This window comes from Streptomyces lydicus (assembly GCF_000717345.1).
GTDB lineage: Bacteria > Actinomycetota > Actinomycetes > Streptomycetales > Streptomycetaceae > Streptomyces > Streptomyces lydicus.
On sequence record NZ_JNZA01000019.1, the window covers coordinates 16125 to 40210 of the forward strand.

Annotated in this window: 22 protein-coding genes and 1 pseudogene; 17 read left to right on the forward strand and 6 right to left on the reverse strand. The window is 70.0% G+C overall.

What is annotated here, in order from left to right; all coding sequences use genetic code 11:
• From OO62_RS19555 to OO62_RS19605, 11 genes are read left to right on the forward strand one after another with little or no spacing between them, the layout of a single operon-like run.
• Positions 1–1242: a glycosyltransferase gene (locus tag OO62_RS19555; RefSeq protein WP_033268779.1), complete on the forward strand. Its 1242-nt coding sequence runs from the start codon at positions 1–3 to the stop codon at positions 1240–1242.
• On the forward strand, positions 1239–2528 hold the full coding sequence (locus tag OO62_RS19560; protein ID WP_033268780.1) for a class I SAM-dependent methyltransferase: 1290 nt from the start codon (positions 1239–1241) through the stop codon (positions 2526–2528). Before OO62_RS19555 ends, OO62_RS19560 begins: the two co-directional genes overlap by 4 nt.
• Complete coding sequence (locus OO62_RS19565; RefSeq protein WP_033268781.1) at positions 2525–3319, forward strand: sugar phosphate nucleotidyltransferase; 795 nt, start codon at positions 2525–2527, stop codon at positions 3317–3319. The genes OO62_RS19560 and OO62_RS19565 overlap by 4 nt, the downstream gene beginning before the upstream one ends.
• Complete coding sequence (locus OO62_RS19570) at positions 3316–3963, forward strand: PIG-L deacetylase family protein (RefSeq protein WP_033268782.1); 648 nt, start codon at positions 3316–3318, stop codon at positions 3961–3963. The genes OO62_RS19565 and OO62_RS19570 overlap by 4 nt, the downstream gene beginning before the upstream one ends.
• Positions 3964–3966: 3 nt before the next feature.
• On the forward strand, positions 3967–5001 hold the full coding sequence (locus OO62_RS19575; RefSeq protein ID WP_033268783.1) for an NAD-dependent epimerase/dehydratase family protein: 1035 nt from the start codon (positions 3967–3969) through the stop codon (positions 4999–5001).
• The gene (locus OO62_RS19580; protein WP_051733450.1) at positions 4998–6296 is read left to right on the forward strand and encodes a DUF4910 domain-containing protein; all 1299 of its coding nucleotides are present in this window, start codon (positions 4998–5000) and stop codon (positions 6294–6296) included. The genes OO62_RS19575 and OO62_RS19580 overlap by 4 nt, the downstream gene beginning before the upstream one ends.
• Entirely contained in the window at positions 6293–7600 is a 1308-nt protein-coding gene (locus OO62_RS19585; protein ID WP_033268784.1) for an MATE family efflux transporter, read from the forward strand. Before OO62_RS19580 ends, OO62_RS19585 begins: the two co-directional genes overlap by 4 nt.
• The gene (locus tag OO62_RS19590; protein WP_033268785.1) at positions 7597–8544 is read left to right on the forward strand and encodes a glycosyltransferase family 2 protein; all 948 of its coding nucleotides are present in this window, start codon (positions 7597–7599) and stop codon (positions 8542–8544) included. Before OO62_RS19585 ends, OO62_RS19590 begins: the two co-directional genes overlap by 4 nt.
• Positions 8541–9836 carry a polysaccharide pyruvyl transferase family protein gene (locus OO62_RS19595; RefSeq protein WP_033268786.1) on the forward strand — a complete coding sequence of 432 codons (1296 nt, stop codon included), beginning with the start codon at positions 8541–8543 and terminating at the stop codon, positions 9834–9836. Before OO62_RS19590 ends, OO62_RS19595 begins: the two co-directional genes overlap by 4 nt.
• Positions 9833–10384: a dTDP-4-dehydrorhamnose 3,5-epimerase gene (gene rfbC / locus OO62_RS19600; RefSeq protein WP_033268787.1), complete on the forward strand. Its 552-nt coding sequence runs from the start codon at positions 9833–9835 to the stop codon at positions 10382–10384. The genes OO62_RS19595 and rfbC overlap by 4 nt, the downstream gene beginning before the upstream one ends.
• Before the next feature lie 7 nt (positions 10385–10391).
• Positions 10392–11735 carry a glutamate-1-semialdehyde 2,1-aminomutase gene (locus tag OO62_RS19605; RefSeq protein WP_033268788.1) on the forward strand — a complete coding sequence of 448 codons (1344 nt, stop codon included), beginning with the start codon at positions 10392–10394 and terminating at the stop codon, positions 11733–11735.
• A gap of 12 nt (positions 11736–11747) precedes the next feature.
• Here the strand turns inward: OO62_RS19605 and OO62_RS19610 are convergent, their stop codons facing one another.
• On the reverse strand, positions 11748–12428 hold the full coding sequence (locus OO62_RS19610; RefSeq protein ID WP_033268789.1) for a phosphatase PAP2 family protein: 681 nt from the start codon (positions 12426–12428) through the stop codon (positions 11748–11750).
• Between the two features lie 858 nt (positions 12429–13286).
• Between OO62_RS19610 and OO62_RS19620 the strand changes: the two genes are divergently transcribed.
• Positions 13287–14099: an AbiTii domain-containing protein gene (locus OO62_RS19620; RefSeq protein ID WP_033268791.1), complete on the forward strand. Its 813-nt coding sequence runs from the start codon at positions 13287–13289 to the stop codon at positions 14097–14099.
• 209 nt (positions 14100–14308) lie between these two features.
• On the opposite strand, the gene OO62_RS19625 is transcribed toward OO62_RS19620, so the two are convergent.
• Positions 14309–15955 carry a purine-cytosine permease family protein gene (locus OO62_RS19625; protein WP_033268792.1) on the reverse strand — a complete coding sequence of 549 codons (1647 nt, stop codon included), beginning with the start codon at positions 15953–15955 and terminating at the stop codon, positions 14309–14311.
• Positions 15956–16507: 552 nt separating this feature from the next.
• Between OO62_RS19625 and OO62_RS19630 the strand changes: the two genes are divergently transcribed.
• Both OO62_RS19630 and OO62_RS19635 read left to right on the forward strand, forming a co-directional pair.
• The gene (locus tag OO62_RS19630; protein WP_033268793.1) at positions 16508–16804 is read left to right on the forward strand and encodes a hypothetical protein; all 297 of its coding nucleotides are present in this window, start codon (positions 16508–16510) and stop codon (positions 16802–16804) included.
• Between the two features lie 69 nt (positions 16805–16873).
• The gene (locus OO62_RS19635) at positions 16874–18247 is read left to right on the forward strand and encodes a hypothetical protein (RefSeq protein WP_033268867.1); all 1374 of its coding nucleotides are present in this window, start codon (positions 16874–16876) and stop codon (positions 18245–18247) included.
• 71 nt (positions 18248–18318) lie between these two features.
• On the opposite strand, the gene OO62_RS19640 is transcribed toward OO62_RS19635, so the two are convergent.
• The 4 genes and pseudogenes from OO62_RS19640 to OO62_RS19655 form a co-directional block, all read right to left on the reverse strand.
• Complete coding sequence (locus OO62_RS19640; RefSeq protein ID WP_033268794.1) at positions 18319–19032, reverse strand: class I SAM-dependent methyltransferase; 714 nt, start codon at positions 19030–19032, stop codon at positions 18319–18321.
• Positions 19029–19349 (reverse strand): annotated as a pseudogene (locus OO62_RS19645) (DUF2064 domain-containing protein); the annotation flags it as partial. The gene OO62_RS19640 and the pseudogene OO62_RS19645, both read right to left, overlap by 4 nt.
• 133 nt (positions 19350–19482) lie before the next feature.
• On the reverse strand, positions 19483–20001 hold the full coding sequence (locus tag OO62_RS19650) for a hypothetical protein (protein ID WP_106974875.1): 519 nt from the start codon (positions 19999–20001) through the stop codon (positions 19483–19485).
• On the reverse strand, positions 19998–21278 hold the full coding sequence (locus tag OO62_RS19655; protein WP_106974879.1) for a molybdopterin-dependent oxidoreductase: 1281 nt from the start codon (positions 21276–21278) through the stop codon (positions 19998–20000). Before OO62_RS19655 ends, OO62_RS19650 begins: the two co-directional genes overlap by 4 nt.
• Before the next feature lie 454 nt (positions 21279–21732).
• Between OO62_RS19655 and OO62_RS38075 the strand changes: the two genes are divergently transcribed.
• The 3 genes from OO62_RS38075 to OO62_RS19665 all read left to right on the forward strand — a co-directional run bounded on the left by OO62_RS38075 (position 21733) and on the right by OO62_RS19665 (position 24077).
• A complete protein-coding gene (locus OO62_RS38075; protein ID WP_078617265.1) occupies positions 21733–22068 on the forward strand; it encodes an SDR family oxidoreductase in 336 nt (111 codons plus the stop codon).
• Positions 22069–22465: 397 nt separating this feature from the next.
• The gene (locus OO62_RS19660) at positions 22466–22693 is read left to right on the forward strand and encodes a ferredoxin (protein WP_033268796.1); all 228 of its coding nucleotides are present in this window, start codon (positions 22466–22468) and stop codon (positions 22691–22693) included.
• Entirely contained in the window at positions 22683–24077 is a 1395-nt protein-coding gene (locus tag OO62_RS19665) for an NAD(P)/FAD-dependent oxidoreductase (protein WP_033268797.1), read from the forward strand. Before OO62_RS19660 ends, OO62_RS19665 begins: the two co-directional genes overlap by 11 nt.
• Positions 24078–24086: the final 9 nt, after the last annotated feature.

A 24086-nucleotide genomic window follows, 5' to 3' on the forward strand; every position in this document is an offset into this window, starting at 1 on the left:
ATGCACGTCCTCGTGGTGCACAACCGCTACGCCTCGGCGCAGCCGAGCGGGGAGAACAAGGTCGTCGACCAGGAGGCGGCGCTGCTGCGCACGGCCGGCCACCGGGTCGAGGTGTTCGAACGGCGCAGCGACGACATCGCCGGTCGGTCCCTGCTCGGCAAGGCCGCAGTGCCGCTGCTCGTGCCGTGGAACCCGGCGGTCCGCACGGAACTCGCCGCCCGGCTCCGCGCCGAGCGGCCGGACGTGGTGCACATCCACAACGTCTTCCCGCTCCTGTCGCCCGCCGTGCTGGCCGCCTGCGCCGACGCCGGCGTACCCGCCGTCGCCACGCTGCACAACTACACCCAGGTCTGCCCGCCCGGCACGTTGCAGCGGGACGGCCGGCCGTGCACCGAGTGCGTCGGGTCGGCGCCGCTGCCCGCCGTCCGGCACGGCTGCTACCGGAGCTCCCGGCTGGCGACGGTGCCGCTCGCGGTCAGCCTGTCGGTCAACCGGCGGCGGTGGTGGTCCGGCGTGGAGCGGTTCTTCTGTATCTCCGCGGCGCAGCGCGACGTCCTGGTGCAGGCCGGCATGCCGGCCGAGCGGCTGGCGGTGAAGCACAACTTCGTGCCCGAACCGGGCGCCTGCCGAGCGGGCGCCGGCGAGCATCTGCTGTATCTCGGCCGACTCGCGGAGGTCAAGGGCGTGCGGTTGCTCATGGCAGCGTGGGACGAGATCGCCGCTGGCGGCGGTGTGAGCGTACCGCTCGTGATCGCCGGTGCCGGGCCACTGGAGCGAGAGGTGGCCGCCTGGGCGGCGGGCCGGGACGACGTGCGCTACGTCGGCCTGTTGGACCCGGCGGAGTGCCGGAAGGCCGTCGCGCGGTCGGTCGCCGTGCTGGCTCCTTCGACATGGCTGGAGGCGTTCGGCCTGGTGGTCGTCGAGGCGATGGCGGCCGGGGTCCCGGCCGTCGCCGCCGGTCACGGCGCCTTCGTCGAACTCGTCGAGGACGGGGTGACCGGGCTGCTGCACCGGCCGGGCGAGCCCGCCTCGCTCGCGTCCTGCATACGCCGCATCACGGCCCGGCCGGCCCGCAACCGGGAGATGGGCCAGGCGGCCCGGCTCCGTTACGAACAGGGTTTCAGCCCGGCCGTCGGGCTGGAGCGCCTGGTGGATGAGTACCGCACCGCGATCGCGGTGCGGTCAGCACTGACTCGCGGCGGGGACACCCGCGCGAGCAGGGGGGATGGGGGCAGTAGATGACACGATGCCGACTCTGCGGCTCGGAAGCCATGGCGAGCGTCGTCGACCTTGGGGCGACGCCACCCTGTGAGAGCTTTCTCGCCACGGACCAACTGGACCAGCCGGAACCTGCGTACCCGCTGCACCTGCGGGTCTGCACCGACTGCTGGCTCGCGCAGATCCCTCCGCTGATCACGCCGGAGGAGACGTTCAGCGAGTACGCGTACTTCTCCTCCTACTCGACCTCCTGGGTGGAGCACGCGCGCACGTTCGTCGCCGACGCCGCACAGCGGGTGGGTCTCGGCACCGACGCCTTCGTGGTCGAGGTGGCGAGCAACGACGGGTACCTGCTCAAGCACGTGGTTGACCGCGGGATCCGCTGCCTCGGCATCGAGCCGTCGGTGAACGTCGGCGCCGCGGCGCGGGACGCCGGTGTGCCCACGCTCACGGAGTTCCTGAGCCCGGACACCGGATCGGCCGTCCGCGCCGAACACGGCCCGGCGGACCTGGTCGTGGCCAACAACGTGTACGCGCACATCCCCGATGTGGTCGGGTTCACCCAGGGGCTCCGCGCCCTGGTCGCCGACGACGGCTGGGTCTCCATCGAGGTGCAGCACCTGCTGACCCTGATCGAGGAGAACCAGTACGACACGATCTACCACGAGCACTTCCAGTACTACACGGTCGCGTCCGCGATCCGGGCACTGGCGAGCGGCGGACTCGCGCTCGTGGACGTCGAGCTGCTGCCCACGCACGGGGGCTCCATCCGGCTGTGGGCCCGACCGGCCGAGGTGGCCGGCGAGCCCACGATAGGGGTATCCCCTGCTCGAGCGGAGCCGAGAGCTTGGGGAAGGGTGGCCGACGTGCTGGCCCAGGAGAAGGCCGCCGGGCTGCAGGAGCTGTCCGGGTACACCGAGTTCTCCGCCCGGGTGGCCAAGGTGCGCCGGGACCTCCTGCGGTTCCTCATCGAGGCGGCGGAGCGCGGCGAGACGGTCGTCGGCTACGGCGCCCCGGGCAAGGGCAACACCCTGCTCAACCACTGCGGCATCCGGCCCGACCTTCTCCCGTACACCGTCGACCGCAACCCGTACAAGCACGGCAGATTCACCCCGGGCACCCGCGTACCGATCCTGCCGCCCGAGCAGATCGCCGCCGACAAACCGGACTATGTCCTCGTCCTCCCGTGGAACCTGCGGGCCGAGCTGGTCGAGCAGCTGTCTTTCGTCAACGACTGGGGCGGCCGCCTCGTCTTCCCCATCCCGGAACTGAGCATTGTCGAGGTCGCGTCTCGAAAGGTCACAGCATGAAGGTCGTTCTGTTCTGCGGCGGCTACGGGATGCGGATGCGCAGCGGAGCCTCCGACGACGTGCCCAAGCCGATGGCGATGGTCGGCCCGCGGCCACTGATCTGGCACGTCATGCGCTACTACGCGCACTTCGGGCACACGGAGTTCATCCTGTGTCTCGGGTACGGGGCGCACCACATCAAGAACTTCTTCCTCAACTACGAGGAGACCACGTCCAACGACTTCGTGCTGCGGGGCGGGCGGACCGAGCTGCTTTCCACCGACATCTCGGACTGGACGATCACGTTCGCGCAGACCGGCGTCGAGTCGCCGATCGGGGAGCGGCTGCGCCGGGTGCGGCACCACCTGGACGGCGACGAGATGTTCCTCGCCAACTATGCGGATGTGCTCACCGACGCCCCACTGCCGGAGATGATCGACCGGTTCGCCCGGCGCGACGCCGGTGCGTCGATGATGGTGGTGCCGCCGCAGTCCTCGTTCCACTGCGTGGACCTGGGCGAGGACGGCCTGGTGGGGGGCATCACCGCGGTGAGTGAACTGCCGCTGTGGGAGAACGGCGGCTACTTCGTGCTCCGCCAGGAGGTCTTCGACCACATCCCGGAGAACGGGGATCTGGTCGCTGACGGATGCGCCCGACTCGCCAAGCGCGGAAGGTTGGTGGCGCACCAGCACCGCGGCTTCTGGAAGCCGACCGACACCGTGAAGGAGCGGGCCGCGCTCGACGCCGCCTACGCCCGGGGCGACCGCCCGTGGGCCGTGTGGGAGCGGGACAACGTCGGGGTGGGCGCGTGATCCGGCTCGGCGCCGGGCGCCTGGACCGGATCGTCGCGGTGGGCGCGCACTGCGACGACATCGCCATCGGCGTCGGCGGCACGCTGCTGACGATGTGCCTCGCGCGACCGGGTATCCGCATCGACGCGTTGGTGCTCTCCGGCGGCGGCAGCGAACGGGAGCAGGAGGAGCAGGCCGCGCTCGCCGCCTTCTGTCCGGGTGCCGACCTGCGGCTGACCGTGCACAAATTGCCGGACGGCCGGCTGCCCGCACACTGGGAGGAGGCCAAGGCCGCCGTCGAGGAACTGCGCGGGCAGACCGAGCCGGATCTGGTGCTGGCCCCGCGCACGGACGACGCGCACCAGGATCACCGGGGCCTGGCGAAGCTGATACCCACCGCGTTCCGCGACCACCTCGTACTCGGCTACGAGATCGTCAAGTGGGACGGCGACCTCGGCCGCCCGGCGGTGTACCAGCCGCTGTCGCCGGAGATCGCCGAACAGAAGGTGCGGCTGTTGCAGGAGCACTACCCCTCGCAGCGGCACCGGCCCTGGTACGACCGGGAGGCGTTCCTCGGCCTTGCACGGATTCGCGGCATCGAATGCCACGCGCGCTACGCCGAGGCGTTCGCCGTCACCAAACTCACTCTCAACCTGGGGGGTTGAACCTTGCGCGTACTACTGACCGGACACCAGGGCTACCTGGGCACCGTGATGGCCCCGGTCCTCAAGGCCGCCGGACACGAAGTCGTCGGCCTCGACGCCGGTCTGTTCGCCGACTGCGTGCTGGGCCCACCGCCCGCGGACCCGCAGGGCCATCGGGTGGACCTGCGCGACGTCACGGCCGAACACGTTGCCCGGGTGGACGCCGTGATCCACCTCGCCGCGCTCTCCAACGACCCGCTGGGATCGTTGGCGCCGGAGCTCACCTACGACATCAACCACCACGCGTCCGTGCGGCTGGCCCGGCTGGCCCGCGACGCCGGAGTGCGGCGCTTCCTGTACGCGTCGACCTGCTCGGTCTACGGCGCCGCCGGCGACCCCGACTTGTCGAACTTGGTGGCCGAGGACGCCCCGCTGCGCCCGGTGACGCCATACGCGGAGTCCAAGGTGCGGGTGGAGGACGACCTGCACGACCTGGCCGACGGCGACTTCACCCCGGTGTTCCTGCGCAACGCCACCGCCTTCGGCTACTCACCCCGACTGCGCGCCGACATCGTGCTGAACAACCTGGTGGGCCACGCGCTCCTGTCCGGCGAGGTCCTTGTGCTCTCCGACGGCACCCCCTGGCGCCCGCTGGTGCACGCCGCCGACATCGCACGGGCCTTCACGGCCGCGCTGACCGCGCCGCGGGAAGCGGTGCACGACCAGGCGTTCAACATCGGCAGCGAGATCAACAACGTCACGGTCGCCGAGATCGCCGAGCAGGTGGCCGAGGCGGTGTGCGGCGCGAAGGTGGTGATCACCGGGGAGACCGGTGCCGATCCGCGGTCGTACCGAGTGGACTTCTCCCGGTTCCGCGCCGCGGTACCCGGCTTCGACTGCGAGTGGAACGTGAAGCGGGGGGCGCTCGAACTCGCCGACGCCTACGGGAAGTTCAGGCTGACCAAGGAGGACTTCGAGCGACGCTTCACCCGCCTGGCCGTGCTGCGCGCGGCGTCCGACGCCGGCGCCGTCGACGACACCCTGCGGTGGCGCCGATGACCACGGCCACCGAACAGCCGACGACCGCGGTCGGCGATGAGATGTACGCGCTGGTGGAGCGGCTGTATCCACTGTGCCGGAGCATCACCGGCGACGGTGTGCGGGCCACTTTGGAGAGAGTCGGCGAGTACATCCCGCTGCAGGTGCACGAGGTGCCGACCGGGACCCAGGTGCTCGACTGGACGGTGCCGCAGGAGTGGAACATCCGGGACGCGTACATCGCCGACACCGCCGGCAACCGGGTCGTCGACTTCGCCGCGTCCAGCCTGCACGTGCTCGGCTACAGCCTGCCGGTGTCGGCAACCATGCCACTGGCCGAGCTGCGCGGACACCTGCACACCCTGCCGGACCACCCGGCCTGGGTGCCGTACCGCACCAGCTACTACAAGCCGGAGTGGGGGTTCTGCCTGGCCCAGGAGACCTTGGACGCACTACCCGACGGCGAGTACGAGGTGCGCATCGACTCCACACTCACCGATGGCCACCTCACCTACGCCGAGCACGTGGTTCCCGGGCAGGTCCCCGACGAGGTGATCGTCTCCTGTCACGTCTGCCACCCGTCGCTGGCCAACGACAACCTGGCCGGCATCGCGGTGGCGACGTTCCTGGCCCGCACGCTGGCACAGGAAACGCCGTACTACACCTACCGGTTCATCTACGCGCCCGGCACCATCGGGGCGATCACCTGGCTGGCCCGCAACGCCGAGCGGATCGACCAGGTCAAGCATGGGCTGGTGCTGGCCTGCGCCGGCGACCCGGGCCAACTGACGTACAAGCAGAGCGGGCGCGGTGACGCGGAAATCGACCGGGTGATGCGGCACGTGCTGGCCGTGTCCGAACGCCCGCACCAGGTCAACAAGTTCACCCCGTACGGCTACGACGAGCGGCAGTACTGCTCGCCCGGGTTCAATCTCGGCGTGGGTTCGCTCACCCGCACCCCGTACGCGGGCTACCCCGAGTACCACACCTCGGCGGACAACCTGGACTTCGTCTCGCCTGAGGCGATGGCGGACACCCTCGCCGTCTGCCGCGAGGCGTTCGCCGTCCTCGACCGCAACCGGCGGTACGTCAACCTCAGCCCCTACGGCGAACCACAGCTGGGCCGGCGCGGGCTGTACGACGCGCTCGGCGGCCGCAGCGACACCAAGCAGGCCCAGATGGCCATGCTCTGGGTGCTCAACCTCTCCGACGGCGAGCACAGTCTGCTGGACGTCGCCGAACGGGCCGGGCTGCCCTTCGAGACCGTCGCCGACGCGGCCGGTGCCCTGCACGAGGCCGGGCTGATCAAAACATGACGTCGATGCCCGTCGAGGGGGAGAATCCGCAGACAGCGGCGCCACCGGCCGGATCCGCCAAGCGGGCCCTCGTCGGCCGGCTGTCCTGGGGACTGGCCGACCAGGCGGCCTCCAGCGTGTCCAACTTCGCGGTGGGCATCTACGTGGCCCGCTCGCTGGGGGTGACCGCGTTCGGCGTGTTCAGCCTGGCCTGGGTGACCTACGGCGTGGTGCTCAACGTCTCCCGCGGCCTCGCCACCGATCCGCTCGTGGTGCGCTTCAGCGGCGTGTCGGAAGCGTCCTGGCGCGGGGCGGTGGCCCGCTCGACGGGTACGGCACTCGGCGTGGGTACGGCCATCGGCGCGGCGTGTCTGGTGGCCGGGCCGGCCCTCGGCGGCCGGGTGGGGCCCGCGTTCGTCTGCCTCGGCGTCATGCTGCCGGGGCTGCTGCTGCAAGACGCTTGGCGGTTCTCGTTCTTCGCCGCCGGCAACGGGCGGAAGGCGTTCGTCAACGACGTCGTGTGGGGCGTCGCGCTCGTCCCGGCCATGGTCGTGGCGGCCCGGGTGGGCAGCGTGGCCGCTTTCGTGCTCGCCTGGGGCGCGTCCGCCACGGTGGCGGCAGGGTACGGCTACCTCCAGTCCGGCATCCGGCCGCGGGTGACCGAGGCGCGCGGCTGGCTTCGCGAGCAGCGCGATCTCGGCTATCGGTACCTGGTCGAGAACACCTGCCTCAGCGGCGCGAGCCAGCTGCGGGCGTACGGGCTCGGCGCGATCGTCGGGCTCGGCGCGGTGGGCGCGGTGCGGGGCGCCGAGCTCCTGCTCGGCCCGTTTCTCGCCGTCCTGATGGGCCTTTCGCTGGTCACCGTCCCGGAGGCGGCACGGGTGCTGCGGCGGGCCCCGCAGCAGCTCGGGAAGTTCTGCCTCCTCCTTGGCGGTGGGCAGGCCGTCGGCGCGCTGCTCTGGGGCGGGGCGCTGCTGTTGATGCCGGACCGGCTCGGCCAGTTCGTGCTCGGCGACGTCTGGCACTCCTCCTCGCAGCTCATCGTGCCGATCACCCTCGGCGTCGCGGGGGCGGGCCTCGGCACCGGCGCGGCAGCCGGGCTACGCGCGCTCGGCGCCGCCCGGCGCAGCCTGCGCTGCCAGCTGTTCGCCTCCGCCTGTTACGTCGGCGGCGGACTCGGCGGGGCGGCCGTCGCCGGCACGGTCGGCTCGGCCTGGGGCGTCGCCACCGCGACGGTCAGCGGCTCGGCCGTGTGGTGGCTGCACCTGCGGTTCGCCCTGCGCGAGCACCACCAAGAACCCATCCCCGAAGTGAGGACCTCATGACCGCCCACCCCAGGCTGAGCATCGGCCTGCCCGTGTACAACGGCGAGGAGTACCTGGCGGAATCCCTCGACGCGCTGCTCGGCCAGACCTACGAGGACTTCGAGCTGGTCATCTCCGACAACGCCTCGACCGACGGGACCGGCGACATCTGCCGCAAGTACGCCGCGCAGGACGCGCGCATCCGGTACCTCCGGCTGCCCCGGAACGTCGGCGCCACGCCGAACCACAACTACGTGTTCACCCAGTGCCGCGGCGAGCTGTTCAAGTGGGCCTCGCACGACGACCTTTACGCCCGCGATCTGCTACGGCGCTGCGTGGAGGCTCTTGACGGGCAGCCGGACGTAATCCTCGCGCACGCCGACCAGGCGGTCATCGACAGCGACGGCCAGGTGAAGGTCCCCTATGCGTACACGCTCGCCACCGACTCACCGCACCCGCCCGAGCGCTTCCGCAGCATGCTGTTCGAGCCCGGCGGTGACGACTTCTACGGGGTGATCCGGGCCGACGCGCTGCGCCGGGTGAAACCGATGGACAGCTACCACCACGCGGACCGCACGTTCGTCGCCGAGATCGCCCTGCACGGGCGCTTCCACCAAGTGCCGGAACTCCTGTACTTCCGCCGCGACCACCCCACCCGCGCCGAGCGCGCGAACCCCAGCAAGCGCTCCCGGTGCGTCAATCTGGACCCGCGCCGGGCGGGCCTGCTGCACCCGACGCCCCGGCTGCTCGCCGAGTACGTCTGGGGCTTCGCCTCGGCGATCCGGCGGGCCCCGTTGTCCCCGGCCGACCGGCGCGCGTGCTGCCGCCACCTGGCCGCATGGATGACCAGCCGGGTCCGGCCGGGCGCCGGCGAGCGGGTCGAGGACCGCGCCCCGGTCGACCCGGCCGAGCTGACCGTCTCCGTCGACGCCCTCGTCGCCGGCCGCGAAGGGAGGCAGGCATGACGCCGGCGGACGAAACTCCGGTACGCGTCGGGGTGTTCGGCTTGCTCGGCTCCGGCAACCTCGGCAACGACGGATCACTCGAGGCCGTGCTCGGATACCTGCGCGCCGAGCACCCGGAGGCGGTCGTGGACGCGCTGTGCGGCGGACCCGAGGCTGTCACGACCCGGTTCGGGATCCCCGCGACGCGGCTGCACTGGTACCGCGGGGAGTACCGGACCGCGTCGCGAGCGGGCGCGATCGCGGGCAAGGGTCTGGGCAAAATCGTCGACGCCGTCCGCACCGCCGCCTGGGTGCGCCGGCACGACGTGGTGATCGTGCCGGGCATGGGCGTCCTGGAAGCCACGCTGCCGCTACGGCCCTGGGGCTTCCCGTACGCGCTGTTCCTGCTCTGCGCGAGTGGCCGGCTGCTGCACACCCGGGTCGCGCTGGTCAGCGTCGGCGCCGCCAAGATCGGCAGCCGGCCGACCCGGGCCCTGGTGCGCTGGTCGGCGCGACTGGCCGCGTACCGGTCGTACCGGGACGCCCCGTCCCGCGACGCGATGCGGGCGATGGGTGTGGACACCGCGCGCGACGAGGTCTACCCCGACCTCGCATTCTCCCTGCCGGCGCCGCCGTCCCCCGAGCTCTCGGCTTCTCCCCCAGCCTTCGGCCGGGAGGAGCCCTCAGAGCAGGGAGGTACCCCCATCGCGCCCGCGGGCCCGCCGGGCACGGTCTGCGTCGGCGTCATGAACTTCCACGGCGGCAACGACGACCGCGCCCGGGCCGAGGAGATCCACCGGCGCTACCTCGACGGGACGATCCAATTCGTCCGCGCGCTGATCGAGGAGGGCAGGCCGGTCCGGCTGCTCACCGGCGACGGGGTCGACGCCCCGGTGGTCGCCGCGATCCTCGACGCGGTGGACTCGCCGCTGGTCACCGCGGCCGAGGCGTCCTCACTGGCCGACCTGATGAAGGAGACGGCGGCTGCCGACACCGTGGTGGCGATCCGGTACCACAACCTGATCTGCGCGTTGAAGGTCGGCACGCCGACGCTCGCACTCTGCTACGCGGCGAAGAGCGATGCGCTCATGGATCGGATGGGCCTTGGCGCGTACTGCCACCCGGCCCGCGAGGTGGACGTCGATCGGCTGCTCGAGCAATTCCGTGCGCTGGAGAAGCAATCGGCCGAACTGAGACAGACCCTCACCGAACGGAACCTGGCTGCCGCCCGCCAACTCAAGCACCAATTCACCGCCTTGACCGCGGCCTTGTTCCCAGCAACCGGTCACGCCCATGCCCAGGAGGCTCCATGAAAGCGACCGAAGTCCCGGAGATCGCCGGCGCATACCTGTTCGAGTCGACGCCGTACGCCGACGAACGCGGCTTCTTCTGCCGCACCTTCGACGCCGACGTCGTCCGCTCGGTGGGCCTCGACCCGCACTCCTTCGTCCAGGACAGCGTGTCCCGCTCGGTCCGGGGCGTGCTGCGCGGCCTGCACCTGCGCTCCGGAGCCGGCGAAGCCAAGCTGGTGCGGTGCTCGTACGGGAGGATCTTCGACGTCGTCGTGGACCTGCGCACGGACTCGCCGACCTACCGCAACCGGGCCTTCTTCGCACTGTCCGGCGAGACGCAGGCGACCCTGTACATCCCGGCGGGGTGCGCGCACGGCTTCCAGGCGCTGACCGAAACCGCCGACACTTCGTACCGGATCGACCGCTCGCACGATCCGTCCCAGGACGTGACGATCGCCTTCAACGACCCGGAGCTCGGCATTCCCTGGCCGCTGCCGGTCACATCGATGTCCCAGCGGGACCGCGAGGCACCGAGCCTCGCCGAGGTCCTGAAGCAACAGAAGAGTTGAGGTCGGAGTGGACACCGAACACACCGAAGAGTCCAAGGAGTTCCTCCTCCCCCGGTCGCGGCAGGCGAACGAGCGGCTGCACGCCCTGATCCCCGGGGGCGCGCACACCTACGCCAAGGGCGACGACCAGTACCCCGAGGATCTGGCCCCGGTCATCAGCCACGGCCGCGGTGCCCACGTATGGGATGTCGACGGCAACCGCTACATCGAGTACGGCTCCGGCCTGCGGTCGGTCAGCCTCGGCCACGCCCACCCACGCGTGATCGAGGCGGTGCGGCAGGAGCTCGACCGGGGCAGCAACTTCGTCCGGCCGTCCATCGTGGAGGTCGAGGCCGCGGAACGCTTCCTGGCCACGGTGCCCACCGCCGAGATGGTGAAGTTCGCAAAGAACGGCTCCGACGCCACCACCGCCGCGGTCCGCCTCGCCCGCGCCGTCACCGGGCGCCCGCGGGTGGCCCTCTGCGCCGACCATCCGTTCTTCTCCGTCGACGACTGGTTCATCGGCACCACACCGATGTCCGCGGGCATTCCGGAGGCGACCACGGAACTCACCGTGGCGTTCCCGTACGGGGACCTGGCCGCCACGGACGAACTCCTCACCCGGTACCAGGACGAGGTCGCCTGCCTGATCCTCGAACCCGCCACCCACACCGAGCCTCCGCCCGGGTACCTCGCCGGCCTGCGCGAGCTGGCCGACCGGCACGGCTGCGTACTGATCTTCGATGAGATGATCACCGGCTTCCGCTGGTCCGAGGCGGGCGCCCAGGGCCTGTACGGCGTCGTACCCGACCTCTCCACCTTCGGCAAGGCGCTGGGCAACGGGTTCGCCGTCTCGGCGCTGGCCGGACGCCGCGACCTGATGGAGCGGGGCGGGCTGCGTCACTCCCACGACCGGGTGTTCCTGCTGTCCACCACGCACGGCGCGGAAACGCACTCGCTGGCCGCCGCGATGGCCGTGCTCACCACCTACGTCGAGGAGGGCATCACCGCGCGGCTGCACGCCCTCGGCGAGCGGTTGGCCGCCGGTGTCCGTGACGCCGCGGCAAGCATGGGCGTCGGCGACCACCTCGTCGTCCGGGGCCGGGCCAGCAACCTGGTCTTCGCCACCCTCGACCAGAACCGGCAGTCGTCGCAGCAGTACCGCACCCTGTTCCTGCGCCGGCTCCTCGCGGGTGGAGTGCTGGCCCCGTCGTTCGTGGTGAGCAGCGCGCTCACCGACGCCGACATCGACCGCACCGTCGATGTGGTGGCCCAGGCATGTGCGGTGTACCGGAAGGCACTGGACGCCGCCGACCCCACCCCCTGGCTGGCCGGGCGGCCGGTGAAGCCCGTATTCCGCCGCTTGACGTGAGGTGAGGTGACGTCAGCTATGCTCCCGCCGACCGGCGTCGGCCATCCGATCGGCCCGACGGCCAGCCATCCGGTCGACCAGCCACGCGGTCACCGGTACCACCGCCAGCGCGGTGCACCAGCCGCCGAGGACGTCGGTCGGGTAGTGCGCGCCCAGGGCGACCTCCGCCCAGCCCATGGCGGCACCGGCAACCAGCGCCGCGACGAGCACGAGTAACGTGCCGACCGTCCTGCCGAGGCCGAGCCAGCCGGTCGCGAGCAGCGCCACCGTGAGGGCGAGCGCGGTGGCGAAGGCGGTGTGCCCACTCGGGTAGGACAGGTTGCCGTCGCCGTGGATGGTGCGTCCCACCAGATGCTTGAGCAGCGTCGTCGTCCCCACGGACATGCCGACGCCGGCAACGATGAGCACCGCCGCGCGAGGACGCCGAAGCAGCAGGCAGCCCGTCACGGTGGCCACGACCAGCGCCGCCGCTCCTATGGGCTCCCCCAAGAAGTCCGTGGCCAGAGCGACGTACCGCCACGGCGGCCGCACACCGTCCACCGCCGCCCCGATCCACGCGTCCACCATGCCGGGCTTCCCGGCGTCGGCATACAGGACCCCGAGCACGACGACCACCAGCGCGGCGAGGGCCACGATCGGCCCGAGCCACGCACGCAGCCATGGGGGCACCACGGGCGCCGGCCGGCCGGTCACACGCCCACCGCGTCCGGGCGGCCTGCGGACGTTACCTTCCTGTCTGCCGTGCGCAGCGTCGGGGCGCTCGCTTCTACGGCCCCCACGAAAGCCCGCACTTCATCAGCCCGCGTTGCCTTGCCGAACTCGCCCGCGCCGCAACCCCCTACGTGACGGCGGTCCAGTCCCGCCAGAACTGCCCGCTGCCGCCCGTCGACATGGCCAGGAGCGTCAGCCTGTACAAGCTGCGCGACTGGACCGAGCAAGATGACAAACCCGTCAAGCACGGACCGGGCCGGACCGACTTCCGGTCCCCCTCCAGCCATGCGATCCAACGCGAACCCCCCGTCGTGTCCGACCCACCCTCAAGCGACCATAGCCGCCCCGCGGACACCCGCTGCTGCTCCGTACGACTCCGCGGAAGCCGTCAGCCTCTGCGGCTCCAACTCGCCAGTCTGGTCATTGCCTTGCCCAAGGCATCGGAATCAACATCTAGTTGACCTTGTCACCCTAACCAACAATCCCTCGCGGCAAACCGCCGTCGTACACCATCAGGGGCACACCTGGGGAAATCGGACCTAAAGGCGCTGGGCAGCTCAATGCCACCGCTGGAAACCAGAAGGCGATGCGCAGCACGTCCGCCGGCCTTTCGTGAGACCGTGGCAGGCTTCAAAGGGCGGGTGGCGGTCGCGAATGGTAGCGGATATCGACGCCCTAGTGAGCGGACAGCCGCCACCTCACCGGCGAAGGCATGCCCCAGATTCTGACACCCGATAGCCAAACATAAATCACAGGGCTAAACAGCAGCGTCGCATGTAGTCAAGCGATGTGCCGCGAAACCCTCCTCTACTAGCGGTGGGCAGGGCACACTCGACTGCTGTGACGACACCTGACATCGAGGGCCTGGATCAGCTTGAGCGTGCCGTGTTAGACGAGGACGTCTCCTTGGCCACCGCCCTCCGACGGTTTCTGCTCTTAGCTGGCTACGCCCACCAGGAAGAACTCCGTGCCTGGGCGCTGAAACAGTCGGAAGGGTACGAGGTCGACGAGGAAGTGCCCAGGTTTCGAGAGGTCGCAGCAACGCTCGAGATAACGCTGGAGCCCAGCGCCCCTGGCCGGCCACGATTAGAAGATACCCGGCAGATCAGCCCGTATCAGCTTCCTCAGTCGGTACGTGATCGCGGCATCGGGGAGCATGCGCCCATCCGATACGGGGTCAGGGAGATGGAAGCTCTGATCGCCATGGGGTGGAACCTGGAGCTCCGCCCGCCGGGTTCAGCCGAGTACCTGGCGGAGGTGACGGATGAGCTTGGCAACGGCTCCGCCGTCCTGTCCCTGCATTGGAGAGTGCGGCTGACGGCTCTTCAGCAAGTCCTCGATCACATCAGGACACGCTTGACGCTGTTCGTCGCAGAGGTGAGAGCGGCTATGCCGCCCGGCCAGCGGAATCCCAACCCTGATCAGATCGATTCGGCCGCACAGGTGTTCAGCTTCAGGGGACGCGACGGAACCACAATCAACATTGTCGCGCCAAGCGCGAAAGCCGCTATCGACAGCACAGCGACCGCCTCTGTCAACGAGCCCGTGCCAACACCACAACCCTGGTGGCACCGCAGCTCAGTGATATGGAGCGCCATCGCGGCGACGGCGACCATTGCCGGTGTCATCGCTACCGTCGCCGTGGCGAAGTGACACGTTGCTAATGCTGTGACCGCATGGGTTCGCCGAGTCGGTGCTCATGGCGGTTGGGTGTGCGGTGACGTCCGATCCGACCGCTGGAGGCGTGGTGGCGAACCTGTCCGTGTGCGCAGACTGACCGACCAGGAGGGGCAGACGGTGGGCCGCGCCCCCTGGGCGGCCCACCGCTTCGCCGTCTTCGCGCGCTCCCGGCGCGGCCCGCCTCAGGCGGTGGCGGGTTCCGGCGGGAGGAGGTGGTCGCCGGTCTTGTCGGTGGTCAGGCACAGCGAACAGACCATCGCGTCGTGGGTGTGGCAGGCGGCCAGATCGGGTCGCTCGAAGCTCTGACGGCACACATGGCATGCGTACGTCGTGGCGCTGGGGTTGCCGTCCGCGTCGAGCAGCGCTTCGGCTATGCCGTCGTCGGTGCGGCGCAGGTAGTAACGGCCCTTGGTCAGCACCGCCGTGAGCGGGGTGAGGACAAAGGCGATCAGGGCCGCGGCGACCGGCGAGTACGGCTGGAGAGCGTCACCGAGCGCGTGGAAGTACATGGCGATCGACAGGCCGGAGGCGGCGACGAACGCCACCACGCCCACCGGATTGACCGCGTAGAGCATGCCGCGGCGGAACTCGGGGGTTTGCGGGGAGAGTTTCAGCACGTACTTGTTGACGATGATGTCGGTGGCGACGGTCACGACCCAGGCGATGGCGCAGTTGGAGTAGAACCCGAGGATGGAGTTGAGGACGCTGAACATGTCCGTCTCCATCAGCGTCAGCGCGAACGCCAGGTTGAGCAGCACGAAAACCATGCGGCCGGGGTAGTGCTTGGTGATCCGGGTGACGGAGTTGGTCCACGCGAGCGAGCCCGAGTAGGCGTTGGTCACGTTGATCTTGATCTGACTGATCACTACCAGGACCACGGCCAGCGGGATCACCAGCCAGGAGGGCAGCATCGCGTCGAAGGCACCCCGGAACTGCTGGATGGGCTCGGTGGCCGCTGCGGGCCCCACCTCGGCGAGGATGTATACAGCCAGGAACACCCCGATGGCCTGCTTCAGCGCACCGAGCACCACCCAGCCTGGCCCGGCCATGACCACGGCGGTCCACCAACTGCGCCGGTTCTCCTGGGTCTTGGGCGGCATGAACCGCAGATAGTCGATCTGCTCGCCGATCTGCGCGATCAGCGACAGGCACACGCCCGCGCCCAGCAGCACCGAGGCGGTGTTGATGCCGCCATCGCCGTCGGTCCCGGCGTACGACAGGAAGCGGTTGACCGTGCCCGGGTCGGTGCTGACCAGATACAGCAGAGGGCCCACCATCAGGAGCAGCCAGATCGGCGTGGTCCACACCTGGAGCTTGCTGAGTGCCTTCATCCCGTAGATCACCAGCGGGATCACCATCAGGGTGGAGACCAGATACCCCAGCCACAGCGGCAGCCCGAGCCCCAGTTTCAGGCCCTGCGCCATGATCGAGCCTTCGAGGGCGAAGAAGATGAAGGTGAAGCTGGCGAAGATGACGCTCGTCAGCACCGAACCGTAGTAGCCGAACCCGGCACCGCGGGTGATCAGGTCCAGGTCGATGTTGTAGCGGGCGCCGTAGTACGCGAGGGGGAAGCCGGTGAGGAAGATGACTGCTGCCGCGAGGGCGATCGCGGCGAGCGCGTTCCCGGTGCCGTGGGTGAGACCGATGCCGGCGCCGATGGAGAAGTCGGCCATGTAGGCGATGCCGCCGAGCGCGGTGGTCGCCACCACCATCGGGGTCCAACGGCGGTAGCTACGAGGAGCAAACCGGAGGGTGTAGTCCTCCAGGGTCTCACTGGCGGCCGCGTCCGTCGCTACCGTGTCCTTGTCCGCCGACTCCGTGGCCGCCACGTCCCTGGCTACCGTCTGCCCGGCGCCGGACCGCTCTTCGACCGCCGGCCCTGACCGGACACCTTTCGCTACCGATGGTGGGGGAACACTCATGCCACGCCTCCTGGAGGGTGATCGGGCCTGCGCCGTGTCCCCACTTGGCACCGTTGGCAGGAGGGGAGGGTGGGAGCGCGCTCGGGGAAGTCCGGGCGCGGGCAGTTGGAGACGGCAGTACGGCTCGCACCGGTGCGGGTTTCCGGGGGCCCCTGCGTCAGGGGGGACCGTGCCCGGACCGGTCGGTCCGTGCGTGTCCGTCAGAAGAACGCTAGGTACGGCGTATTTCATGGCCCGTCCCACCATGTGAAGGAGAGATTTCCGGCATCTCACAGTGCGTGCATCCGAGCCGAGGCGGGCGTCGGCGGAGTACAAGCTCTCCGAGGAAGTTGCTGACTCTCGCCCATACTTCCTGCGCTCCACTCATTCCGGTGTCCGCTCACGCGCCGGCTGGGATGGACGGGGCCAGACATCCGTTGTGATCCATCAAGAACGAGCGCCGGACCACCCATCCACTGTGTGGAAGGAATTCGCCATGAACTCACCACCGGCGCCGTTGGACCGCCGCTGCGGGACGTACGCCGCGCCGCCCGGGGACAGGGGCGCCGTCGTGTCCGGCGCCGGCGGCGCCTGGCCCGTGTACTGACCGGCGAGCGGCTGGGAACTCCGGCCGACGACGTGTTCGGCCCGGAGGGGTGGCGGGAGTCGGGTCCGGGCCAGTGGTTCCGCCTGCTCCTCGACGTCGCTTTCGACAAGCCCCTCGACGAGCGGGTCATCGGCCTGTCCCCTTTCGAGCCGGGCTCCTCCTCGCCGTGAACGGTGTGATCCGCTGTGTCGAACCGCAAGGTCAGCGGACGGTCGGTCGTCCCCGCCTACGATGACGCGGTGACGGTGAGTGCGCGGAAGCGGGAGTGCCGACGCAATGTGTGGGCGGTGGCGGCCGCGGTCGTGCTGTTCGTGCTGGCGGTGGTCATCGGAAGAGTCCTCAACAGGACCGTTTACGGTTCGGAGGGAATTCTGCGGCTGGGGTGGCCGCCGCTGTATGCGTGGTGGCTGCCGCACGTCGGCCCGGGGACGCCGGCCGCGCTCGCGGTCGCCGCGCTGGTGGTGGTCTACGGTCCGCCGACTGCGCGGCGCGTGTCGTGGCGAGTGCTGGTGCCGTCTGTATGGGGCGCGGCGATGGCCTGGACGTGGTCGCTGGCGCTCGTGGACGGTTGGGGGCGTGGGATCGCCGAGCGGCTGACCACCAGTCTGGAGTACCTGCAGTCGGTGGACGACGTGCACGATGTGCCCGCTTTTCTGCGGGACTTCACGCACCACATCCTGGTCGGCTCGCCCCACATCTGGCCGGCGCATGTGGCCGGCCACCCGCCCGGCGCGCTGCTGACGTTCGTCGGTCTGGACCGTATCGGGTTGAGTGGCGGCGCCTGGGCGGCAGCCTGGTGCATCACCGTCGGGTCGTCCTTCGCCGCCGCGGTCGTGGTGGCCGTTCGGGCGCTCTGCGGTGAGCAACTGGCCCGGCAGGCGGCCCCGTTCCTGGTGCTGGCTCCCGCGGCGGTGTGGATCGGTGTCAGTGCCGACGGCTACTTCGCCGGTGTCGCCTCCTGGGCCGTTGCGCTGCTCGCGCTGGCGGCCACCCGCACCACGCGCGTGCCCCGCCTCGCGTCTGTGGGTGCCGGTCTGCTGCTGGGGCTTGCCTGGTACCTCTCCTACGGTCTGACCGTCCTTGTCGTGCTCGGTGCCACCGTCCTCCTCCTCGCCCGGTCGGCCCGCCCGCTTCCGTATGTGACCCTTGGAGTGCTGCCGTGGGTGGTGGCGTTCACCGCCGCCGGGTTCTGGTGGCTTGACGGCTATACGACCCTCGTCGAGCGCTACTACCAGGGCGCCGCCAAGGTACGCCCGTACGGCTACTTCATCTGGGCCAATCTGGCCGCCCAGGTGCTGACGGTGGGCCTGGCCACGGTCGCGGGGCTGTGCAACGCCGCCCGCCCTCTCCGGTCGGCCGTGCGAGGGATGCGGCGTAGGTCACCGGCCGGGCGTGGTGCACTGTCGGTGCTGGTCGCCGGGGCGTTGTGCATGATGCTGCTCGCGGATCTGTCCGGAATGAGCAAGGCGGAGACCGAACGGATCTGGCTGACCTTCGCGGTCTGGCTGCTCCCCGCCTGCGCGCTGCTCCCCCGCCGGGCTCATGTCGGGTGGCTGGCCGCGCAGGCGACCCTCGCCCTGCTCGTCAACCATCTGCTACTGACCGGCTGGTGACCATCGGACGGCCTGAGTGCGGGACCGCGAGCCGGCACCCGGAGACCGCAACGCCGCTGCTGCGACCTCCCTCAGCCTTGCTCCTGCGTGTGTGCCGGGCGAGAGCCGGAGGACCGCTTCAGTTCGAGGAAGTGGCGGTCGCCGACCGACCAGTGTTCACCCGGCTGCCACCCGGTGGCGGCTGCCGTGCGACGCAACGCGGCAACGCCGACACGGGCCCAGGGGAAGGACATGCCGAGGCGGCCATGGCCGTCGTCGAACCGCACCTGCAACCTTTCGTCGACGTCATGGGCAGCCGCCTCCACCAGCAACAGGCTTGCGCGAGGAGTCACCAGGCTCCCGATCCGCTCCAGCAGGACCGGCGGGTCGCCGCCGATCCCGATGTTGCCGTCCATGAGCAGAGCGGTATTCCAGAGCCCTTCACCGGGAAGCCGTTCGAAGACGGATCGGCACAACGCCGCGCCTCCGGTGTCGGCGGTCCGCTCGACGGCGGCACGGTTGATGTCGATGCCGAGCACGAGGTGACCGAGCGCGCGGAGGGCACTGACCAAGCGCCCGGGTCCGCAGCCGATGTCGAGGACCGCCCCCTCGCACCGCCGCAGGACGCTCATGTCGGCAGGATCCGGTGCGGCGCACCAGCGGTCCACCTCTGAGGACAGAACTTCACCGTCCATACGGCGCATGTAGAGGGGGCCACGGCCGTCCTGCAGTGCGTGCGCATACGGATCCTCGTGGCGGGGGCCGGAGCCGGGTGGCTGCTCTGGCGCATGCTCTTCGGTGCTCACGAGACCGGCGCCTTCGCGATGCGGCGCAGCGTGGCCGCACAGCGGGTGTGCGGTGCTGCCGCTGCGACGGCGTGCGCGTCGGCCGCTGTGTCGACGTAGCGGAGCTGAGGCAGGTCCCGCACGGTCAGGCGCGCGTCGAGGAGCCGCTTGCGCTGGATGGCGCCGGTGGTATCCGTGGACATCGGGACGCCCAGCAGCAGCCTGGGATCCGGTTCGGCCAGGCCGAGGGCCCAGAAGCCGCCGTCGGCAGCGGGACCGAACCATGCGTCGCACCCCGGCCAGGCGTCCGGTGCGCGTTCCGCGGCCCCGGCCGGGGTGTGGGGCGCAGTGAGACGGGTTGCGGCCCGGCCCTGGACGGCTTGCCCGGCCAGGACGATCAGTGTGGTTCGTGCACGTGAGCGGGTCATCGGGACTTCCCTGTCGGCCCTTTCTCAGAACTGGCGGCGGTGGCTATGCCGGACGTCGGCCGGGCGGCTTCGGAGGGGCTTCGTGCACCCTCGGCCGGGGTGAATGCGCGCGCCACATGGCGACCAGCAGACACACCGCGGAGCCTGCGAAGAGGGCAGCGGTGATCAGCAGCCAACGGCCCCAGAACACGTCGGCCGGCAGGCCGGTATACGAGGTGAAGCCCGGGACCCGGCTCAGGATGAGCGGATACCAGACGAGGAGCAGCAGGAGGGCCACGAAAGCGGGCACACGGATGTAGTTGATGCGGCCTGTCACCGGGCGGGGGCGGTCCGCCATGTCCTTTCCACGCCGGAAGACGGATTGCAGCACTCGGTCGGTGACGGTGTAGAGGGGGAGGAAGACCAGGTCGTGCAGGAGCGCGGCGCCCACGAACCAGATGACGACGCCGAGCGTGTCTCCCTCGAGCAACCGGAGTCCCGCATAGACGGCCAGGGCGAAGGAGCACAGCACGATCAAGAGGTGCAAGGGGGATGCGCCGTAGCGTGTGCGGAAGCCTTTCACTGTGCCGCTCCGAAGGTGAGGTGAGTGACCCATTTGGTGTTGTGCACGCCGGGGTTGGCCGGGACGATGATCCGCGCCGGATAGCCGTGGTCCGGGGAGAGGTCGGCGCCATTGACTCGCAGGGCGAGCAGTGACCTGGGGTCGCGGACCTGGTTGTCGCGCAGGTGGGTGGAGCTGAAGGCGCCGCCGCGCTGGGCGGACTCGACGAAGACGCCCGGTGGGCTCCGCCGCAGTCCGACCAGGGCCGCCAGGTCGGCCAGCCGTACACCGCTCCAGTCCTGGTCGTCGGTGGACCAGCCCTCTACACAGGCGATGGGCAGGGCTGCGACGTACTGCGGCAGCGCAAGCACCTGTGCCCGGGTGAAGACCCGTTCCCGGCCGGGGCCGCGCACGACCAGGCGCCAGTCGGGCCCGATGTCGCGGGCACGGATACCTACCTCCGCGGCGGTCTTGTTGATCTGAAAGCCGTTGGGGCCCTTCCCCGGCTCCTGCCCGTGCGGTGCCAGCAGTGCGGTTTTGCGCAGGGACCCGCCGGTGCTCTGCCCGGCCGTCACGACGAGGAGTGCCAGCGAGCCGGCGCCCACCAGGCCGAGCGCGCCCCGCCGCGACATCGTGGGCGGCGCGGGATGGGGAGTCACCAGGCCGGTGTCATCCGGCGGTTCGGGTGTCGTGCGTGCGACGGGGGTCCGCAGGACGCTGCGCCAGCGACGGCTGCGCAGCACTCGTGCCATGGTGGGAATCCGGAAGGCGACGTGGACGACGAAGGCGCCGATGAAGACCCAGCCGCCGTAGAAGTGCAGGGTGTAGAAGGACCCGGGGAAGATGTAGTGGAGCTGGATGTTGAGCACGCCGGTGACGAATTCGAACAGCGCCCCGCCCACGAGGAGCAGCAACGAGAGCCGCTCCAGTGCATGGCTCAGTGAACGCACCGGCGGCCAGGTGAACAGCTTGGGGATTACCGACCACAGCTTCGCCAGCAGGATCGGGATCAGCACCACGCCCAGCGTCACGTGGATTCCCTGGGTGAGGCGGTAGAGCCAGTACGGACTGGTCGGCCAGGAGAACAGATAGAAGCCGAGCCAGCCCTTCCCCGGCGTCTTGTCGTTGCCCGGTGCCAGATTCGGGTTGTACGCGGCGTAGGACAGCAGCCCGGTCACGAACAGCACGGTGATGCCGGCCAGGAGGATCAGCCCGAACACCGACGTCAGCCACGGCCCCCGCAACGGACTGCGCCAGAAGCCCGGCCGCGTGGGGCCCGGCGGCGGACTGTTCAACAGTGCGGCGAGGCGCCGACGACGGTCGGGATGGGGCTTGGCGGCCTTCTTGGTAGGTAGGGCGGAGTCGTCGGCTGGTCGATGCGCGGAGCTCCCTCGGGGTGGCGGGCCGCTCTCGGCTGCCTTGTCAGGCTGTTGCCGAGGTCTGGCACGACGAGGCTCATCGTCACGGTCGCTGCCCTCCACATCGATCCCCTCATGGCGGCCGGGGCGGCGTGATCGCCGCGCAGGACTCACCGTATGCAGGTCGATGCGCATTTCCTGTGTTGTCGCACATTACGGAACTCTTTCGGACTCACGCTGACCTGGTCCCGGCCCGCGACGGACTCATCTCCCACGGTCCGCTACGGACCGAGCGCGCCCTGGGTGAGCCCGAACCGTCTCGGCTTCGGTTGACAGGGCTCAAGGCCCAGTTCACGCATGAGCCAGCGGATCAGTACGCGCCGGCCGTGCTTCGTTGCCACGCCTGCTCGCCCACGGCGAGGGCGCGATCCTCAACACCAGCTCGATCAATGCCCGGCCGCCCTTCCCCATGGTGCGGGGCTCTTCAGCGGCCCAAGCCACGCTGAGCACCCTCACCAAGGCGCTGTCGGACGAATTCGCTCCCCGTGATGTCCGCGTCAACGCCGTCGCTGCCGTTGCCTTCCTGGATTCCCCGCGGCCCGGCAACATCACTGGGGCCGAGTTCGTCATCGACGGGGCCAGATCAAGACCCTCTGATGGCAGACCGAGCGAACCAGGCTGGTGGCCAGGGCAGTCTGCAGCCATTGGCCGACGTGCGTCCCGCCCCTGAAGACGCAGTCACTTGCCGCCCCGATACCCGGCCGGGCTTCAGACGGACGACAGGGCTCCGCGCATGGCTGGAGCCGGGACCGCGGGTTCCAGCCATGCGTCGAACTGCGGGCAGTCGGCCACGCACACCCCTGGACCAAACAACAGGCACAGGACGCCGTGCCCCGCCCCTCCCCCAGCAAAACTGCCTGACCAGGAAGAATCAGTCGGCCCAGGCGATCGGAAGGCGGCTTCTCAGGCCCCTGCTCCCGGTTTGCGAGCCGCTCTGAAGGGGTCGATTCTGAAGGGGAGGCATGCCATCCGATCGTGTGGACCGAGCGCAAGGGCTGCGGAGCTTGCTTGCGGCGTGGGTGTCCGACGCGCCGGGGGGCGCGGCCTGATCAGGGAGCGGGTTCCAGATGAGGCTTGTCGTCGATCTCAACCGGTGCCAGGGATTCGCGCAGTGCGTCTTTCTCGCCCCGGACGTCTTCTCCCTGCACGGGGACGAAGCGCTGCTGTTTTCCCCTCGCTTCGACGAGGCACAACGCGACCGGGTGGAGAAGGCTGCTGCCGCCTGCCCGGTCCAGGCCATCCTTGTCGACTACTCCGACGAGCCTACGTTGCGGGTGGAACCCGATGTCGGCTGACGCGGACGTCGAGGTCCTGCGGCGCCAGGGCCGCATTGTCGTCGTCGGTGCCTCGCTCGCCGGTTTGCGCGCGGCGGAGACCTTGCGCGAGAAAGGATTCACCGGATCGCTGACCATGATCGGCGACGAGCCTTACGAGCCCTACGACCGGCCGCCGCTGTCCAAGCAGGCGCTGCTCGGAAGGGCACGGCCCGAGGACACCGCGCTGCCACGGCGGCGCGACATCGACGCCGAATGGCGTCTGGGCGTCGCCGCCGAGGGCCTGGACCGTGTCGCCAAGCTGGTACGCCTGGCGAACGGAGCCACCGTCGCCTACGACCGCCTGCTGATCACCACCGGGACCAGAGCGCGGCCCTGGATTCACCCGGAAGAGGCCGCGCTGGACGGGGTGTTCGTGCTGCGTACCCGTGAGGACTCCACACGCCTGACCCGGAAACTGGCCGGGGGCGTGTCCCGGGTGCTGGTGATCGGCGCCGGTTTCACGGGCTCCGAAGTCGCCTCCGCCTGCCGGGAGCTGGGCCTTGAGGTCACGGTCGTCGAACGCGGCCCGGCACCGTTGGTGGGCCCGCTCGGCGGAGTGATCGGCGCGGTCGCGGACCGGCTGCAGCGCAGGAAGGGAGTGGAATTGCGCTGCGGCATCAGCGTCACCGCCCTGGAGGGCGACGACGTCGGACGCCTGAGACGCGCCCATCTGTCGGACGGTTCGGCGATCGACGTGGAGGTGGCGGTCGTCTCGCTCGGTGCCGTCCGCAACGCGGAGTGGCTCGCCGGCTCGGGGGTGGCCGCAGGTCCCCGGGGGGTCGCGTGCGACGCCGGGTGCCGGGTGTTCGACGTCAACGGCATCGTCACCGACGACATCTATGCCGCCGGTGACGTCGCCCGCAGCCCGCACCCGCTGTTCGACTACCAGTTCCTGTCGCTGGAGCACTGGGGCAACGCGGTCGAACAGGCCGAGATCGCCGCCCACAACATGATCTGTGCAGGTCCCGAGCGCCGTCCGCACCTGTGGCTGCCGATGTTCTGGTCCTCCCAGTTCGGCGTCAACATCAAGTCCGTGGGTGTGCCCTCGATGGGCGACCAGCTGGTCATCGCCCAGGGAGCCCTCGACGAGGAGCGGTTCGTAGCGGTGTACGGCTACCACGGCCGCGTCATCGCCGCGGCGTCCTTCGACGGAGCCAAGTGGATGGGGTTCTACGAGCAGCAGATCGCGGCCGGCGCGCCCTTCCCGCCGGAGTACCGCACGGTCGACCGTCGCACCGAAACGTTGCAACCGGTCGACCCGGCCTTCCCGGATCCCCATCTGCCCACCCACGGGGCCACGGTCACGCTGACGGGTCACTCACCGAGCGAACGGCGTGTGACGTTCGTTCCGGCCCATGCCTGATCACCGGCC

Coding starts and splice junctions, on each gene's coding strand:
- OO62_RS19580 (WP_051733450.1), top strand. CDS start 4,998: ATGACCACGGCCACCGAACAGCCGACGACCGCGGTCGGCGATGAGATG.
- OO62_RS19560 (WP_033268780.1), top strand. CDS start 1,239: ATGACACGATGCCGACTCTGCGGCTCGGAAGCCATGGCGAGCGTCGTC.
- rfbC (WP_033268787.1), top strand. CDS start 9,833: ATGAAAGCGACCGAAGTCCCGGAGATCGCCGGCGCATACCTGTTCGAG.
- OO62_RS19555 (WP_033268779.1), top strand. CDS start 1: ATGCACGTCCTCGTGGTGCACAACCGCTACGCCTCGGCGCAGCCGAGC.
- OO62_RS19665 (WP_033268797.1), top strand. CDS start 22,683: ATGTCGGCTGACGCGGACGTCGAGGTCCTGCGGCGCCAGGGCCGCATT.
- OO62_RS19590 (WP_033268785.1), top strand. CDS start 7,597: ATGACCGCCCACCCCAGGCTGAGCATCGGCCTGCCCGTGTACAACGGC.
- OO62_RS19565 (WP_033268781.1), top strand. CDS start 2,525: ATGAAGGTCGTTCTGTTCTGCGGCGGCTACGGGATGCGGATGCGCAGC.
- OO62_RS19585 (WP_033268784.1), top strand. CDS start 6,293: ATGACGTCGATGCCCGTCGAGGGGGAGAATCCGCAGACAGCGGCGCCA.
- OO62_RS19595 (WP_033268786.1), top strand. CDS start 8,541: ATGACGCCGGCGGACGAAACTCCGGTACGCGTCGGGGTGTTCGGCTTG.
- OO62_RS19660 (WP_033268796.1), top strand. CDS start 22,466: ATGAGGCTTGTCGTCGATCTCAACCGGTGCCAGGGATTCGCGCAGTGC.